This is a genomic window from Rothia sp. HMSC061D12, assembly GCF_001836735.1.
Classification (GTDB): Bacteria; Actinomycetota; Actinomycetes; order Actinomycetales; family Micrococcaceae; genus Rothia.
Window position 1 is genome coordinate 18033 of sequence record NZ_KV830309.1, and the last position, 15365, is coordinate 33397.

Sequence of the window (15365 nt, forward strand, 5' to 3'; positions counted from 1 at the left end):
GGACGGGTGCCCCTGTAGGAGCGAGGATGACCCGGCCCTTTCGCGTCCCACAATCCTAAAAGGTCAAAGGGAACCGGTACTATCTGCAGCTGTATCAGAGCAGTACGACAGAAAAGGGTCAGTATTATCCGTAGCGACATCAGGGTGTCCGAAGCGAAGCGAGGACGGGTGCCCCTGTAGGAGCGAGGATAATACTGACCCTTAATTATTTTCTGTTATAGATCCTTAGTTGATACCGCGCAGGTCCAGGACGAGCTCACTTTCATCTGCCTCGTCACCGGTCACGACGACGGGAATACCCCAGTCCTGCTGGTAGAGGTGACATGCTGCATGCTCGGGGATGTCACCGCCGGGGGTGCCGTCGCAGGCGGCGGCGCGTGCGGTGATGTGCAGGACTGCCTCGGTGATTTCGGGGTTGAGCACGAGGGTGCGGGTCAGTCCGGTGGAGGTGCCGGCGCCTTCCAGGATGAAGTTCTCGGGAGTGGATGAGATCTTCAGCTGGGTGGGGTCGCCCCAGCGGGTGTCGAGCTTCTGGCCGGTGGGCACGGTGAATCGTGAGGTGAATTCGAGGGTGCCGCCGGTGAGCTTGGTAGAGGGGCGTGCGGTGGTGATGGCGCCTTCGTCGACGTGCTGTGCCTTGGCGGGGATGGAGGCGCGTACGAGCTGGTGGGCGTTGGTTTCGACGATGATGAGGCGCGGTTCTTCGCCGGGTACTTCTTCGACGAGCAGGTCGGAGGGTTCGTCGAGGCCGCGTTCGAGGGTGCCGAGGGTGCCGGTTGCGGGGTCCCAGCGGCGGATGGCGCCGTTGTAGGTGTCAGCTACGGCGATGGATCCGTCGGGCAGTTCGGTCAGGCCGAGGGGGTGCTGCATGCGGGCGGTGTCGGAGTCGCCGTCGACGAAGCCGAAGTCGAACAGGCCCTTGCCGACGGCAGAGGTGACCTGTACGCCGTCTTCGGTGAAGGTGACGTGGCGCAGGCCGCTGGTTTCGGAGCATGCGACCCAGAGGCTGCCGTCGCGTGCTTCGATAATGCCGGAGGGCTGGGCGAACCATGCGTCGGCGGCGGGGCCGTCGGCGAGGCCTTCGACGCCGGAGCCTGCGAAGATGCTGACGGTGCCGGTGACGGGTTCGTAGCCGAAGAGCTGGTGGGTGCCTGCCATGGCGATGACGAACTGGCCAGCTTCGCGGGAGTAGACGGCGTCCCAGGGTGAGGAGAGCGCGATGTCGGTGGCGGGTACGCCGGCGGGGATGTGGTTGGGGTCGCCGGTGATGGCGTTGTCGCCGTCGATGACGCGCTGCACGCCGTTGCCTGCGAGGGTGCGTACTTCGCCGGTGCTCAGGTTGAGGGAGCGCAGGCGGTGGTTGACGGTGTCGGCGACGAGCACGTCGTAGCCGAGCTGTTCGCGCAGGTTTTCGGGTACGAGGGCGAGGCCGGCGGGTTCGTTGAAGCGTGCTTCGGTGCCGGTGCCGTCGACGTGGCCCTTGACGGGGTGGTTGATGGGGTCGTTGCCGCCGCCGTAGGTGTTGATGACGGTGTTGAGGTCGGCTGCTACCTGCAGGATACGGTGGCGTGCGCTGTCTGCGACGAGGTAGGTGCGCTCGCGGTTGCCGAAGAGGTTTGCGGGGCCGAATTCAGCGGGCAGTTCGATGGCTTTGCCGGGGAAGGCGTAGGTGCCGGCTGCCTTGGGGCGGGGTACGTAGGGGCCGTCGCCACGGTGCAGGGTACCCTTCGCCTCGTGCTCGGCGACGAGTTCGCGTACGAGGGAGGTGAGGCCCTGTACGTGACCTTCGCCGGAAAGGTGGGCGACGATGTAGCCTTCGGGGTCGACGACGACGAGGGTGGGCCATGCGCGGGCGGTGTATGCCTGCCAGGTGGTCAGTTCGGGGTCGTCGAGTACGGGGTGGGTGATGTGGTAGCGGTCGACGGCTGCTGCGAGCGCTACGGGGTCTGCTTCGTGTTCGAATTTGGGGCTGTGTACGCCGACGGTGACGAGTACGTCGGAGAATTCTTCTTCGAGGGGGCGTAGTTCGTCGAGGACGTGCAGGCAGTTGATGCAGCAGAGGGTCCAGAAGTCGAGAATAACGATTTTGCCGCGAAGGTCGGCCAGGGTGAGGTTTTTGTCGCCGGTGTTGAGCCAGGCTCGGCCTTCGAGTTCGCTGGCGCGCACGCGTACGTTGCGGGTGGTGTTCTCGCTCATGGTTTTCTCTCCTGTTGGGTGCGCCGTGTGTGGGCGCGTTGGTTTGCTGTCCCCATTATGCCAGCGTGGTGGGGGTGGTTCGCTGGGAGTTGAGCTTTGTGACTTGAGGGCTTAACGACCCGTCATATTAAGTCATATTCCCTGTTGTTGAGAGTTGTGCGGCTCTTCAGAGACTCGGTCTCGAGTTTGCAAGCGACCGCGTGCAGCTTGTCCCAAAGGAGTAACCCCGTCTCAGGTAGAGACGCGCAGGCAGATATTAAAAATCGGTCCGTGCACATCCAAAACGGATGCGCACGGACCGAGACGCTCGAGGCTTTTTACTTCGTGCCCACAACCGTGCCAAGCTTCTTCGGCTTTACAGGTTTTTGGGGGACGCTCGCGAAACCTTCCACTTGGGCGGGGACTTCGGGGGTTTTCAGCGAGGTAATGATGTCCTCGGATACATCGCCCTGATGGTAGGCAATGTTGGTGTTACCGCTCGCCTTGACTGCGATACGTTCACCGTCCGGCATTACCCTGACCCAGGCCCTATCGGAGTACGTTAGTTCTAGCTCACCGTTAGGCCTCAGACGGCTCCAGTTCCCGTCATGCTGGTGGAAGATGATGTATTCATTGTTCTTCCCCACGACCATAGCAAGCTTGTCTTTTTCTAAGATGTAGGTCTTACCATCGGCGTTTTCGCCCTTCACAACGGCGGGGTCCTTCTCAGCCTCGGCAATTTTTTGGTAGTACGTTTCGTAGTGTTTCCTGGCCTTGTACTGCATCTCGTCAGCCCCTACCGCTGAGGATGCTCCCTGCGTTGTGTCGCTGCTAGCGGTTGCCCTGCCAGAAGCGCTCGAAGTAGGTTTAGATGAGGGGCTAGATGAGCTCTCGCTACGTGCAGAGGGCGAGGCAGAGGGTGAAGCGGAGGCGCTTGCCGATGCGGACCTTCCGGAGGCTACGGGCGCTTTTATGGAGGGGGCGCAGGCGGCTAGACCGAGCAGGCTTGCCACGCTGAGAGACAGTACAGCAATAGACTTCTTCACGGCGGATTTCTCTTTCCGTCATGCGTCGCGACATCATCACAACGCTGTGTATGGATGTGGTTGGTAATGCCCAGCTTCGGGCATGCCCACATCCTAGCACCGCTGTCTGGGAAGAGCCTGAGCCCCCTCCTTCTGAACGCGAAAGCACCCCGCACGCATCACCACGGTCGGATGCGCACGGGGCGCTGGTGGCCCTGTTCTGTCAGGCTGTTCGGCCCGGGGCAGGAGCTATTTTTTACTAGAGGCCTGTAATCTCAGAGAAGTTACCAACCTTGGTGGGCTTGGCCGGGGTCTTAGCGGTGCCGCGGAAGCCGTCGATACGGGCAGGTGCCTTCGGGATCTCGATGGTGGAGAGGTCGGTTGTCTGCTCTAAGGTCTTAGTGTTCAGCACGGCAGCGGCGCCGTCTGCTTTGACGGCGGTGTAGAGGTTGTCCTCGGGGTTGGTCTTAATCCAGGAGCCGTCCTCTTCCACGACGATGGTTCCGCCGTTGGAGTCAAATCTACTCCACGCACCGGTATTCTTGATGATGACAATAGCGCCGTCCTTTGTTTCGAAGACAGCGACTTCATAGTTGTAGTAGACGGTGCCGTCGCTGGTCTGTACCTTCTTTACATCGGACTCGTTCTTGAACTCGTTCAGGGATTCCTTGACGGCGCTGTAGAATGCGGAGGTTTCCTGCTGGTTGGAGTCCTCGCTCTTCTTAAGTGTTTCGGTTGCTTCGCTGGGCAGACCGCTGGGGGTGCTGATGGTCCCCTGGGTGGTCTTGGTTTCTGCCTTGGTGGTTTCAGCGGCTGCGGAGGTGCTTGCAGGGGCCGAGGCAGTTGCGGAAGCGGACGCGCTAGCCGATGCAGAGGAGTTGGTGCCGGAGTTGGTGCCGGAATTACCGCTGCAAGCTGCAAGGCCGAGGGCACCGGCAATGGTCAGGGACAGAACAGCAATAGACTTCTTCACTGTATTTTCTCTTTCTGCATGCGCCGCTCTGCAACGGCGCAGTGCGTAATGTGGTTGACCTGTGCTCGGGTACCTCCCCGGTGTATGCCCTCATGCTAGCACCGCGGCCTGGAAGCTCCCTGAGATGGTGCGGTGCTCCCCCCCTCCCCCGCTACTTTCGCTGGTCTTCTCAGCTCTACGGGTCTTCCCAGCTCAGCTTGAAGACGCAAAGCGCCCCGCACGCATCACGGTCGGATACGTGCGGGGCGCTGGTGCCCCTGTTCTGTCGGGCTGTTCGGCCCGGGGGCAGAGGGCAGGGGCTAGTTTTTATTTGGCGTCTGCATTACTTGGCGCCTGCGACCTCGGAGAGGTCAGCAATCTTGGTGGGCTTGACCGGGGTCTTAGCGGTGCCGTTGAAGCCGTCGATGCGGGCCGGGGCCTTCGGGACCTCGATGGTGGAGACATCGGTTGCCTGTTCGAAGGTCTTGGTGTTCAGTACGGAGGCGGTACCGTCTGCCTTGACGACGGTGTAGAGGTTCTCCTTGGGGTTGGTCTTAATCCAGGAGCCGTCATTGCTCACGACGATGGTCGTACCGTTGGCGTCGATGCTGGTCCACACACCGTTATTCTGGATGCTGACAATAGCGCCGTCCTTGGATTCGAAGGCAGCGAATTCATCGTTGTAGTAGACGGTGCCGTCGCTGGTCTGCGCCTTCTTCACACCGGCCTCAGTCTTGAAATCGTTCAGGGCTTCCTTGCTGGCGGTGTAGCCTGCGGAGCCTGCCTGCTGGGCGGACCCTTCAGCCTTCTTGAGTGCTTCGTTTGCATCGGTGGGCAGGTCGGTGGGGGTGCTGATGGTACCCTGGGTGGCCTTGGTTTCTGCCTTGGTGGTTTCAGCTGCTGCGGAGGTGGTGCTCTTGCTGGTTGCTGCTGCGGAGGTGCTTGCGGGTGCCGAGGCAGTTGCGGAAGCGGTTGCAGAAGCGGTTGCGGAAGCGGACGCGCTTGCCGATGCGGAGGAGTTGGAGTTGGTGCCGGAGTTGCCGCCGCAGGCTGCAAGGCCGAGGACAGCGGCAATGGTCAGGGACAGAACAGCAATAGACTTCTTCACTGTATTTTCTCTTTCTGTATGCGCCGCTCTGCAACGGCGCAGTGCGTAGTGTGGTTGACCTGTACTCCGGTATGCCCGGTGTACGCCACCATGCTAGCACCGCGACCTGAAAGCTCCCTGAGATGGTGCGGTGCCCCCTCCCCCGCTTACGGGTCATCTCAGCTCTACTGGTCTTCTCAGCGCGGCTTGAAGACGCAAAAACGCCCCGCACGCATCACGCTCGGATGCGCACGGGGCGAACGGGTCTAGCTAGTCACCAGCTATGTAGTGGATACGTTTAGTTCGTAGCCAGGCTGGTCGGCTTAACGGGATTCTTCGGGGCAGGCAGGTCTCCCACAGGAGCCGGGGGCTTGGGCAGCTCCAGGGACTGGTAGTCGCCCGAAACCTCCGAGGTCTTAACGTTCATAATGGAAGCCGCACCGTTCTCATCAACGCTAATTACTTCACCGTTAGGCTTGACGGCAACCCAGCCGCCCTTATCAGTCACGGCGGCAACCTCACCTTCAGGGGTCACACGTACCCAGCTACCGTCTTTCTCAATGCTGATGTAGTTACCGTTCTTAGCTTCGACAACAGCGATGCTTCCGTCAGGGGCAGTGTACACGTTGCCTTCAGTGTTCGTAGTCTTCTTGGCGGAGCGGTCTTTCTTAGCCTCTTCGACGGCTTCCTTGTAATGCGCGTATAGCTGCGGACCGTAGTTGCTATCGGTGGGGTCCGTGGGCATGGAGGAAGCACCCGACAGTCCACTCTTCTGGCTTTCGGATTCCTTAGCGGAGGCGCTCGAGCTACCTGCGTTTGCGGAAGCGGTAGCCGATGCGCTCGCCGAGGCAGACGCGCTGGAGGAGGCACTCGAGCTACCTGCGGTTGCAGAAGCAGATGCGCTTGCCGATGCGGAGGAGTTAGAGTTGGTGCCGGAGTTGCCGCCGCAGGCTGCAAGACCGAAGGTTGCGGCGAGGCTCAGGGACAGAACAGCCATAGACTTCTTCACTGTGTTCTCTTTTCTGGTAGATCCCCGTGCTATGCCGGGGAGACCTATAGTGTGGTTGTTTGTTGAGTGAGAGTTGAGTGAGAGCTAGATTCTGAGCGCCTCCCTAATCCTAACAACAGTTATGCGAAGCTTCCTATTTTCCCTAGGAGTTCAGCGCAACTTGAAGACGCAAAACGGCCCCGCACGCATCACTATCGGATGCGCACGGGGCGTCTTCATAAGTCACGGACTGTCACGCTCTACGAGCGCCACAAGCCGCTGTTAGCTCTTTACAGCTTACTTGGGCTGTGCGGGCTTGACGGGGGCGACCTTAGCCTGTGCGGGCTTTGCGGGAACCTTCGGAGCCTTCAGGTCTGCCTTCTCGCCGCCAACGATGGAGGTTACTTCACCGGATGCGTCCACGGTTGCCTGCAGGCCGCTGTTAGCCTGGATGCTCCAGGAGCCATCAGCCTTGACTGCGACCTGGCCGTTTGCGTCCTGGCGGCTCCAGGAACCGTCAGCCTGTACAGCTACCTGACCTTCGTCACCCTGAATGGTCCAGCCGCCGTCCTCAGAGACAACGACGTCGCCCTCTACGGTTGCGGAGGAGGAGTTACCCTCGGAGTCCTTGGACTCAGCCTTGGTGCCCTTTTCGTCGGACTCTACCTTGGAGGAGTTGCCCTCGGAATCCTTAGCGTCAACGGAAGCCTTGCCGTCTGCGCCGACCTTCACGTCTGCGGAGTTGCCCGCACCGTCGTTAGCCTTGACGGTGACGTTGCCGTCCTTGTCAACCTTCACATCTGCAGTAGCGGAAGCGGAAGCTGCAGAGGTGGTTGCCGCAGAGGATGCCTTAGCCGATGCGCTTGCGGACGCAGTTGCCGAAGCGGATGCGGATGCAGTCGCGGTAGTGGTGGTGGAAGAGGACTGGGAGCCACATGCGCTCAGGCCCAGTGCGCCTGCGAAAGCGATGGACAGAACCGCGGTGGTCTTCTTCATTGCGGGGGCGATTGCCATTGTTTCTCCTTGTGGTTGTTAGTATGGTGCGGCTAGTTGACGACGTATTCGCGTCGTGCGCAGGATCCTTGTGGGATTCCATAACGATTATCGGTGTAACCAACCGCGTTAATTCTATCGAGTTTGGGTGTGATTATCCGGGCGTGTGGGCGTTTATCCGCATTCTAGCGAGTGGGATAGCCTACGTTTTCACCCAGCTTGTCAGCCAGCTTCTTAGCGGCGGGGAGTGACGGGCTTGACGGGGTTAGCGACAGCACCGGCGGGCTTGAGGGGGACGCTGGGTACCTTAACCGCGCCTTTGCCGCCGGTCTGTTCCCAGGTGCCGTTAGCTTCTACCTCGATTACGCCGTTCTCGCCGGTCTGTTCCCAGGAGCCGTCAGCATCAACCTCAACGACGCCTCCATCGCCAACGCGCTCCCAGGAGCCGTCAGCTCGTACCTCGATGATGTCGCCGTTGGGGGCGTGGTAGGACCAGCCGCCGTCGGTCTTGATTTCGATGAGGGTGTAGCCGTTGGCTGCGCTGACGGTTCCGCTGTCGACGGTCACGGTGCCGTTACCGGAGCTGTTACCTGCGCCGTTGGAGCCGTTCTTGGCGGTGGTTTCACCGGCCTTTTCGTCGACCTTTGCGGAGGAGCCCGAGTTGTTCGATGCCGAGCTGCCATTGACGGTTGCGTTGCCGCTAACATCGGCGGTCACGCCGGTTCCGTTCGCGCCGTTGACGGTCACATTACCGTTGGCGTCTGCGGTGACCCCGGTACCATCAGCACCGCTGACGGTCACACCGTCTTCGGTGACGGTGACGGTGCCCTGGGAGCTGCTTGCGGTGGCGCTCGGGGAGGCTGCGTCACTTGCCTTGACGGTGACCTTGCCGTTGCCCGCGTTGACTGCTGCGTCGGCGGTGGAGGATGCCTTGGCGGTCGCGGTGGCGGTGGGTGCCGGGTTGGAGGTGTTCTGTGTACCGCAGGCGCTCAGGCCGAGTGCTGCGATTGCTGCCAGGGACAGTGCTGCCGCGCCGGTGCGGAAGCGACGGTTGGTGGCCTGTGCGGAAGTGTGCAGTGCGGGGCGTGCCATGAGGTGGTTCTCCTTGTGCATCCCGGAGGGTCAATCGTCCGGGGTTTGTATGGTTGATTTTCCGGTTGGGTGGGGCCGCCGTGTATGGTGTGTGGCTTTTCCTTCGCCGGTGATTCCAGCTTAGGGTGTGAGTCTAAGATTGAGCTTTAGTTTGCTGTGTTTAAGCTGTGTCCAAACGGGGATGTATAAGTATTTTTCCCAGCGGGGTTTGATAATCGCGATTTTTCGCTCAGCTCATGCATAGCTTTCTGCTTAAATGTATAAATTTTCTTTATTTTTTCTGTAGCCCATCATAGCTTCCCCTGTGAAACCGAGCTACTTTCTGTATCTTATGCTCGAGTTAAGGGTTAGGGTCTTGAAGACCCACCTTGTGCACGCTCCCTGCCTTGCGCACGCTCCCCGCCGCACGTGCCCTCCCAGCCCTCCAGACGCGCCCCCTCCCCCGGCACCCCATACCCCTATCGTCAAGAGAGCATCTGGGCATACTAAAAGACCCCCACCATATTGGTGGGGGTCTTTAGCAGATTCAAAGTCTCAAGAATTACTTCTTCTTAGCGACTGCTGCCTTCAGCTTGGAGCCTGCGGTCAGCTTCACGCCGTGACCGGCGGGAATCTGGATGGTTTCGCCGGTCTGCGGGTTACGGCCGGTACGAGCTGCACGGTCGGTGCGCTCGATTGCCATCCAACCGGGGATGGTGATCTTCTCGCCCTTGGAGACGGAAGACTCGAAAACCTGGAACACTGCGTCGAGGACTGCGTTTACAGTTGCCTGGCTCTTGCCAGACTTCTCTGCAACCTCTGCAACGAGTTCGGTACGGTTCTTAGCCATTAGGGTGCCCCTTCCAGAGACTTAAGGTTTGAGTCTAAAGCGAGTGACCGTCGGTGACGACGGAAAACCGTTTAGGAACTAAAATACCAGATTTACCAGCTGGACTTGGTGATACCGGGCAGCTCGCCGCGGTGTGCCATCTCGCGGAAGCGCACGCGGGAGATACCGAACTTCTGGAAGGTACCGCGGGGGCGGCCGTCGATCTGGTCGCGGTTACGCACGCGAACGGGGGAAGCGTTGCGGGGCAGCTTCTGCAGTGCCACGCGTGCTGCTTCGCGCTCCTCGGGGGTAGCGTTCTCGTCGATCAGGGTCTTCTTCAGCGCGATACGCTTCTCGTTGTAGCGAGCGACGATGACCTTGCGCTGCTCGTTGCGAGCGATCTTGGACTTCTTAGCCATTCTTAGCGCTCCTCTCGGAAGTCAACGTGCTTGCGAACGACGGGGTCGTACTTCTTCAGCACCATACGGTCGGGGTTGTTGCGGCGGTTCTTACGGGTCACGTAGGTGTAACCGGTGCCAGCAGTGGACTTGAGCTTGATGATAGGACGGAGGTCCTTAGCCTTGGATGCCATTTACTAGATCTTCTCCCCGCGTGCGATGATTTCTGCAACAACGGCATCGATGCCACGAGCATCGATAACCTTGATGCCCTTAGCGGACACGTTCAGGGTTACCTTACGACGCAGCGAAGGAACCCAGTAGGTCTTCTTCTGAACGTTCGGGTCGAATCGACGCTTGTTGCGGCGATGCGAGTGCGAAATGCTGTGTCCAAAGCCGGGAACAGCTCCGGTCACCTGGCAGACTGCTGCCATGTTTCACTCCTTTATTGATTGACTTTTATGACGGTACGCAGTCGATGTTACTCGTGAGCGTCCCGCCACCAATGTAGAAGCACCGGGTTATTCGCCGGGCTAGAGTGTTTGAGATCGTCACGTGGGTGAGAGGCCACGCATCGATCCCCGCCGCGGGAAAAACGGTGAAGCTTATTAGTGTCGAGAGGCGTTTCCACCACTACGAACAGCGTTAAATTCTAGGTAAATACGGGGGTTCGTGCAAGCCTGCACGCCGGATTTTGCCTTAAAAATCCGCGGAATCTCGGTGTTCTGAGCCAATTGCATCTCGTTTAAGCGAAGTGCTCGATTCGCGGATGCACGCCTGCCTTCGAGCGGCAAACATACCTATCCATTCTATCAAAAATGGGTGTTTTTGCAAGTCCAGATGTTTTTAAGGAATTCTTTAACGCCCCTAGTCAGGCGTTAATGCGCCTTTTTAAGAACGGATGTTCTCTATGTGACCGGGGATAAATTACACCGGTGAAATTCATGTTGTGAGATTAACAGCTTAAGCCGGATTTAAGCCTTAAACAGCCCCGCGCCACCGCTTCTTGCGGTGTGCGCAGGGCTATTAAACGGGCTTAAATACGCGTTTAAAGAGCTTTTAACTCTCGTTTTAACGCTTCCGCCCCGGTTTTAAAGGGCGGTTTAAGGGGTCGCAACGGTACGGGTAACGGCGGATTTACCGTTCCAGTTACGGCGTAGATGCAGGCACAAATACGGTACAGATACCGCGCAGGACACTCCCCCGGCGTACAGTTTTACGCCGTACCGTGAGCCACCGCGCCCCTAGTTCTTCAGCCTAGTTCTTAAGACTTGCCGCGGGCACCCACTGCGGGTACTTGGGGCTCACACCGTCCCCGGAGCTTGTTCCCTTTAGACGGCGGCCAATCCACGGCAGGGCAAACTCACGGACCCAGCGTGCCTCCTGCTCGATCTTCTCGCGGGCGGTCAGCTGCACCTCCGGGGGCAGTACCGATTCGGTGATCACACCGGGCAGGCCGAGCTGCGCCAGTACGCGAGATGCGAAGCGTTCGTGGCCGAGGTCGTTCATGTGCAGGCGGTCGTCAGCCCACAGACGCCAATCAAGGAAGTCGTTCCAGCGCCAGTAGTCGATAATGTGCACGCCGTGGTCCTCAGCGATACCACGCAGTAGCTCGTTGTAGGTGGCGGTACGGCCGCGGGTACGGGCGAAGGGGCCCTGGCCCTGTACATCCAGGCCGGTTACGGTAAGCACTTCGATTCCTTCGCCGCGCAGGGTGGCGAAGGCTTCGTCTACGTGAGTCATGAGCTGGTCAATATCCACGTTGGGTCGCATGATGTCATTGCCGCCGCCGTAGAAGGTGACAATGTTGGGGCAGAGGTCCAGGGCTCGAGGCAGCTGTTCATCCAGGATGGGACCGAGCAGGCGGCCGCGGATAGCAAGGTTTGCGTACTGCGCCTGCGGGTCTACTGCACCGATGCCTTCGGCAACGCGGTCTGCCCAGCCGCGCAGGCTGTTAGGGCGGCGGCAGTCAACGTCGCCCACACCTTCGGTGAAGGAGTCGCCGATTGCCACGTAGCGTACTGATTCACCGTTGAGCTTGCCGTTGGAGTCTAGGAGCGGGGTCGTCATTGTGTTCTTCTTTCCGGGCCTCTATAGAGAATGACCCTTCTGTGGAAGAAGCCGGCACACCCGCGCGGTGTACCGGCTTCTTCGCTTAGCTTTCGGTGCGTCCTACTTTCCAGTATCCCACTGTTATGGGCGCTTCATCAGATATGAGCGGGGGTTTCTTAGGATGCGACAGCTGAACCGGCAACGGTGGACGCACTCCGGGGATGCGGAACAACCACGACGCTGCCGTCGTTAAACGGATCGGCGACCTCTGCTTTCAGACCGAAAATGGTGTGCAGGTTCTCACGGGTGAGCACGTCGTGTGCTTCGCCTTGAGCGACGATGGAGCCGTCCTTCATCGCGACGAGGTAATCGGCGACTCGGGCGGCGAGGTTCAACTCGTGCAGCACCATGATCATGGTGGTGCCGCGCTGTTCGTTGAGGTCCGAGAGTAGGTCGAGTAGCTCCACCTGGTGTGCCAGGTCGAGGTAGGTGGTCGGCTCGTCCAGCAGTAGGATGTCGGTTTCTTGGGCGAGCGCCATGGCAATCCAGACGCGCTGACGTTGGCCGCCAGAGAGTTCGGTGACCTGTCGTTCGGCGAGGGACATGGTGTCGGTGGCTTCTAGTGCCCAGGCGACCGCCTCATCATCTTCGGCGCTATTGCGTTTGAAGAGTCCCTGGTAGGGGTAGCGTCCTCGGGAGACGAGGTCGGCTACGGTAATTCCTTCGGGGGCGATGGGATGCTGGGGCATGAGCCCAACCATGCGGGCGAAGCCCTTCATGGAGTATTCGTGGGTGGGTTTGCCGTCGAGGGTGAAGTCGCCGTTGAGCGGCTTGAGTAGTCGGGAGACACCGCGTAGCAGGGTGGATTTACCGCAGCCGTTGGGGCCGATGATGGCGGTAACTTTGCCCTTCGGGAATTCGAGGGAGAGGTCTTTGACGATGGTGGTTTCGCCGTAGCCGAGGCTGACGTTCTCTACTTTGAGGGTGCGTTCGGTGATTTCTTTCATGGCGTCCTTTCTTCTCTAAGGCTTTTCCCGGGAGCCTCCTAACTTAGCCTATCCTAATTTCGGGTCAGAATATAGCGAATCCCCCGAACCGTTCACACTTCTGTAGAACAGCACGGGGGATCCGCTATATCGGCGAACTTTAGAAGTTCACTTTTCCGTTGACGAGCCAGCCGCCTTCCGCTGCACGCTGGAAGACTTCCTGAGCCATGGTGCGGCTGTAGGTCTTGGAGACATGGTTGTCATCGATGTAGACGTAGATGTTTCCAACCACGGGGCTGCACATGCCGTCCGGGCAGTACACGTCCTTCAGGTCCACCATGACGGCACCCTGGTTGCGGTACTTGTCGAAGATTTCCTTTGCAGGGTTTTCTGCGGCGTACTTGTCGCTTGCGGGTCGTGCGCAGGAGCTCTTGTCGGCGCCGGCCTTCTGAGCGCATTCGTAGATGTTGTACTCGAAGCGCGGGTTATCGCGCAGGCCAATGACCTGGACTCCTGCTTCGGTGAGGCGGCGGACCGTCTCATCGAGGCTCGGGTCGACTCGTTCGTCGTTCGAGCGTGCCTGGGCAACGGTGGCGATGAGCACCACGGTCTGCGGCTTACGCTTGAGAATTTCCTCGGTCATCTTGGTGTTGAATTCCGAGCATTCGTTGCTGGCGTTGACGGCGCGGACCGGGTACTGGCAGCCACCGAGCAGGTAGGTCTGCAGGTTGGTTTTGGTCTGTTCTGCGATGGGCTTGAAGATGCTCAGCGCCTGTTCGGCGTGGGAGTTACCGATGACCATGGTCAGCGGTGCGTCCTCGGGTCCGTACTTCTGCAGGCTGCAGTACTTGGCGAGTGCCGGGTCGGAGGGCGCGAAGCTGCCAACGCAGGGGTCGCTCAGTCCGTCGAACTGGGTTTTGACGTCACCACCGGAGGGGATGGGGTTGTCAATGAGTCCCTGCTGGGCGCCGCCGATAGCGCGGGCGCCGGGGTAGTTTTCGCTGGCGGTCTGTACCTGCAGTTCGGCGTTCTGCTCGGACTGGGTGTTGCGGTAGCCTACCCATGCCTGTGCGGCTACCAGGGGTACACCTGCGACCAGGAAGATCGCGAGGATGAAGGCGAGCTGGTCTGCCCAGGTCTTGACCGAGAAGATGGTCTTGAAGCGCATCTTCATCATGAGCCAGGGTACGAAGGGGTCCTTGCGGTAGCGCAGCGGCTTCTCGACGAAGCGGATGAGCAACCATGCCAGGCCGATGGAGGTAAGGATGATGACAGCACCTTCGATGAAGTTCACGCGGGAGGTACCGACGGCGCTGCTGTAGAGGATGAGGATGGGCCAGTGCACCAGGTACAGGGCGTAGGAGATGTTGCCGAGGTTCTGCAGGGGTGCGGAGACCAGCAGTCGATCGATGCCCCAGCGGCTGTTGGTGCGGCCTGCCATGATGACGAGCGCACCGGAGATCACGGGCCAGAGCGCCAGGTAGCCGGGGAATGCTCGTTCAACGGGCAGGATTGCGCCACAGGTGACCAGACCGATGATACCGACCCAGCCCATAACCACTCGAGCCTTTTCGGGTGCCTTCCACTTGAGGGTGAGCATTGCCAGCAGGGTGCCGATGGCAAATTCCCACAGGCGGGTGCGGGTGTCGAAGTAGGCGAATCCCTGGTTGGTGTCGGTTTCGACGATGGAGAAGGTCAGGGATGCGACGAACACCGTGTTGAAGATGAATACCGCGGTGGTGAAGAGGTTCCCGCGGAATCGGTGCACGACGTAGGCTACTGCGGCGAAGAGCAGGGGCCAGATGATGAAGATCTGTCCCTGGATGGAGAGCGACCAGAAGTGCTGGAAGGGTGACTTCACGGAAGCGTTTTGGGCGTAGTAGTCCACGGAGCTGAACGCGAGGTTCCAGTTCTGGAAGTAGAACAGGGAGCTCGTTGCGTCGGTGACGGTTTGCGACCAGCGGCTGGGCGCGAGCACGAAGAAGGACGCAATCGTGGTACACGCGATAACCACGGTGGCTACGGGTAGCAGTCGCTGGAAGACGTGCATCCAGTAGCTGAAGAGATTGAGGGGTTTGCCTTCGTTGATCTTACGCATGAAGGAGAGCGAGAGCAGGAAGGCGGAGATGAAGAGGAAGACATCCACACCGCCGGAGACTTTGCCGACCCAGACGTGGTAGAGCACCACGAGGAGCACGGCGAAGGCTCGCAGGCCCTGAATTTCAGGGCGGAATCCTCGCGATTCGATGAACTCTTCGAGGGGGTAGTCGCTGGCTTCGCGTGCTTTGATGCTGCGCGGGGCGGTGGTGTAGGTTCCCTGCGAGGCGGGAGCCTGCGGGGTTCCGGAGGTTTCAGACATTCTCGGTTCCTCAGGATGGATGTCGATGTGCTAGTGCGGGTCCCTTAGACACTACAGGACACTCGTACAATAAAATCCTGATCCGCACCTCTGCTATGAGGCTGGTGCGAACCAGGATTTTTCTGAGCCCCCTACCGGATTCGAACCGGTGACCCTCTGTTTACAAGACAGATGCTCTGGCCAACTGAGCTAAGGAGGCAACTTGTCCAGTGTACCTTATTCTGGTGGTTGAATCTGCTTAGTTGTTCTTTGGCGGTTTGATGCGTTCGTTTCCTTCGTTTTACCCCTTCCGAATACCTCGGCTACAGGGGCTCCCGGGCACCTTGTCCAGCACTTTGCCGAGTCTTCTTCCTGCCCCTCACGTTCCTTTACTCGTTCTTTAGAGCTTCAGATGCATACGGAAAAACCCGGTAGCCTCGCGTGAACTGCCTCCCGTTTCTTGGACATCGA

14 protein-coding genes and 1 tRNA gene are annotated in these 15365 nt (G+C 59.5%); all 15 read right to left on the minus strand.

The genetic code is table 11. From position 1 onward, the window contains the following. Positions 1-225: 225 nt before the first annotated feature. The 15 genes from HMPREF2682_RS08000 to HMPREF2682_RS08080 all read right to left on the minus strand — a co-directional run bounded on the left by HMPREF2682_RS08000 (position 226) and on the right by HMPREF2682_RS08080 (position 15114). Positions 226-2196 (minus strand): NHL domain-containing thioredoxin family protein, encoded by a 1971-nt coding sequence (locus HMPREF2682_RS08000; RefSeq protein WP_070833086.1) that lies wholly within the window; start codon positions 2194-2196, stop codon positions 226-228. A gap of 317 nt (positions 2197-2513) precedes the next feature. Continuing rightward, a complete protein-coding gene (locus HMPREF2682_RS08005; protein ID WP_070833089.1) occupies positions 2514-2960 on the minus strand; it encodes a hypothetical protein in 447 nt (148 codons plus the stop codon). 499 nt (positions 2961-3459) lie between these two features. After that, positions 3460-4173 (minus strand): preprotein translocase subunit SecD, encoded by a 714-nt coding sequence (locus tag HMPREF2682_RS08015; RefSeq protein ID WP_070833094.1) that lies wholly within the window; start codon positions 4171-4173, stop codon positions 3460-3462. Between the two features lie 322 nt (positions 4174-4495). Beyond that, entirely contained in the window at positions 4496-5260 is a 765-nt protein-coding gene (locus tag HMPREF2682_RS08020) for a preprotein translocase subunit SecD (RefSeq protein WP_070833097.1), read from the minus strand. A gap of 277 nt (positions 5261-5537) precedes the next feature. Next, on the minus strand, positions 5538-6248 hold the full coding sequence (locus HMPREF2682_RS08025; RefSeq protein ID WP_070833100.1) for a transcriptional regulator: 711 nt from the start codon (positions 6246-6248) through the stop codon (positions 5538-5540). Positions 6249-6524: 276 nt separating this feature from the next. Next, positions 6525-7241 (minus strand): hypothetical protein, encoded by a 717-nt coding sequence (locus HMPREF2682_RS08030; protein ID WP_044150774.1) that lies wholly within the window; start codon positions 7239-7241, stop codon positions 6525-6527. A gap of 213 nt (positions 7242-7454) precedes the next feature. Then, positions 7455-8312 (minus strand): hypothetical protein, encoded by an 858-nt coding sequence (locus HMPREF2682_RS08040; RefSeq protein ID WP_070833106.1) that lies wholly within the window; start codon positions 8310-8312, stop codon positions 7455-7457. A 541-nt stretch (positions 8313-8853) separates the two neighbouring features. Beyond that, positions 8854-9141, minus strand: coding sequence for an HU family DNA-binding protein (locus tag HMPREF2682_RS08045; RefSeq protein ID WP_005506733.1), 288 nt, complete (start codon positions 9139-9141; stop codon positions 8854-8856). Positions 9142-9233: 92 nt separating this feature from the next. Beyond that, positions 9234-9539, minus strand: a complete 306-nt coding sequence (gene rpsN, locus HMPREF2682_RS08050) for a 30S ribosomal protein S14 (protein WP_005506731.1) — start codon at positions 9537-9539, stop codon at positions 9234-9236. Between the two features lie 2 nt (positions 9540-9541). Continuing rightward, on the minus strand, positions 9542-9712 hold the full coding sequence (rpmG, locus tag HMPREF2682_RS08055) for a 50S ribosomal protein L33 (RefSeq protein ID WP_004005967.1): 171 nt from the start codon (positions 9710-9712) through the stop codon (positions 9542-9544). A gap of 3 nt (positions 9713-9715) precedes the next feature. Further along, positions 9716-9952 (minus strand): 50S ribosomal protein L28, encoded by a 237-nt coding sequence (rpmB, locus tag HMPREF2682_RS08060; RefSeq protein WP_004005966.1) that lies wholly within the window; start codon positions 9950-9952, stop codon positions 9716-9718. 823 nt (positions 9953-10775) lie between these two features. Then, positions 10776-11588 carry an SGNH/GDSL hydrolase family protein gene (locus tag HMPREF2682_RS08065; protein ID WP_070833109.1) on the minus strand — a complete coding sequence of 271 codons (813 nt, stop codon included), beginning with the start codon at positions 11586-11588 and terminating at the stop codon, positions 10776-10778. Positions 11589-11746: 158 nt separating this feature from the next. After that, complete coding sequence (locus tag HMPREF2682_RS08070; RefSeq protein ID WP_049340521.1) at positions 11747-12577, minus strand: ABC transporter ATP-binding protein; 831 nt, start codon at positions 12575-12577, stop codon at positions 11747-11749. 139 nt (positions 12578-12716) lie between these two features. Continuing rightward, on the minus strand, positions 12717-14915 hold the full coding sequence (locus HMPREF2682_RS08075) for an acyltransferase family protein (RefSeq protein ID WP_049340519.1): 2199 nt from the start codon (positions 14913-14915) through the stop codon (positions 12717-12719). 125 nt (positions 14916-15040) lie between these two features. Then, positions 15041-15114, minus strand: a tRNA-Thr gene (locus tag HMPREF2682_RS08080). Positions 15115-15365: the final 251 nt, after the last annotated feature.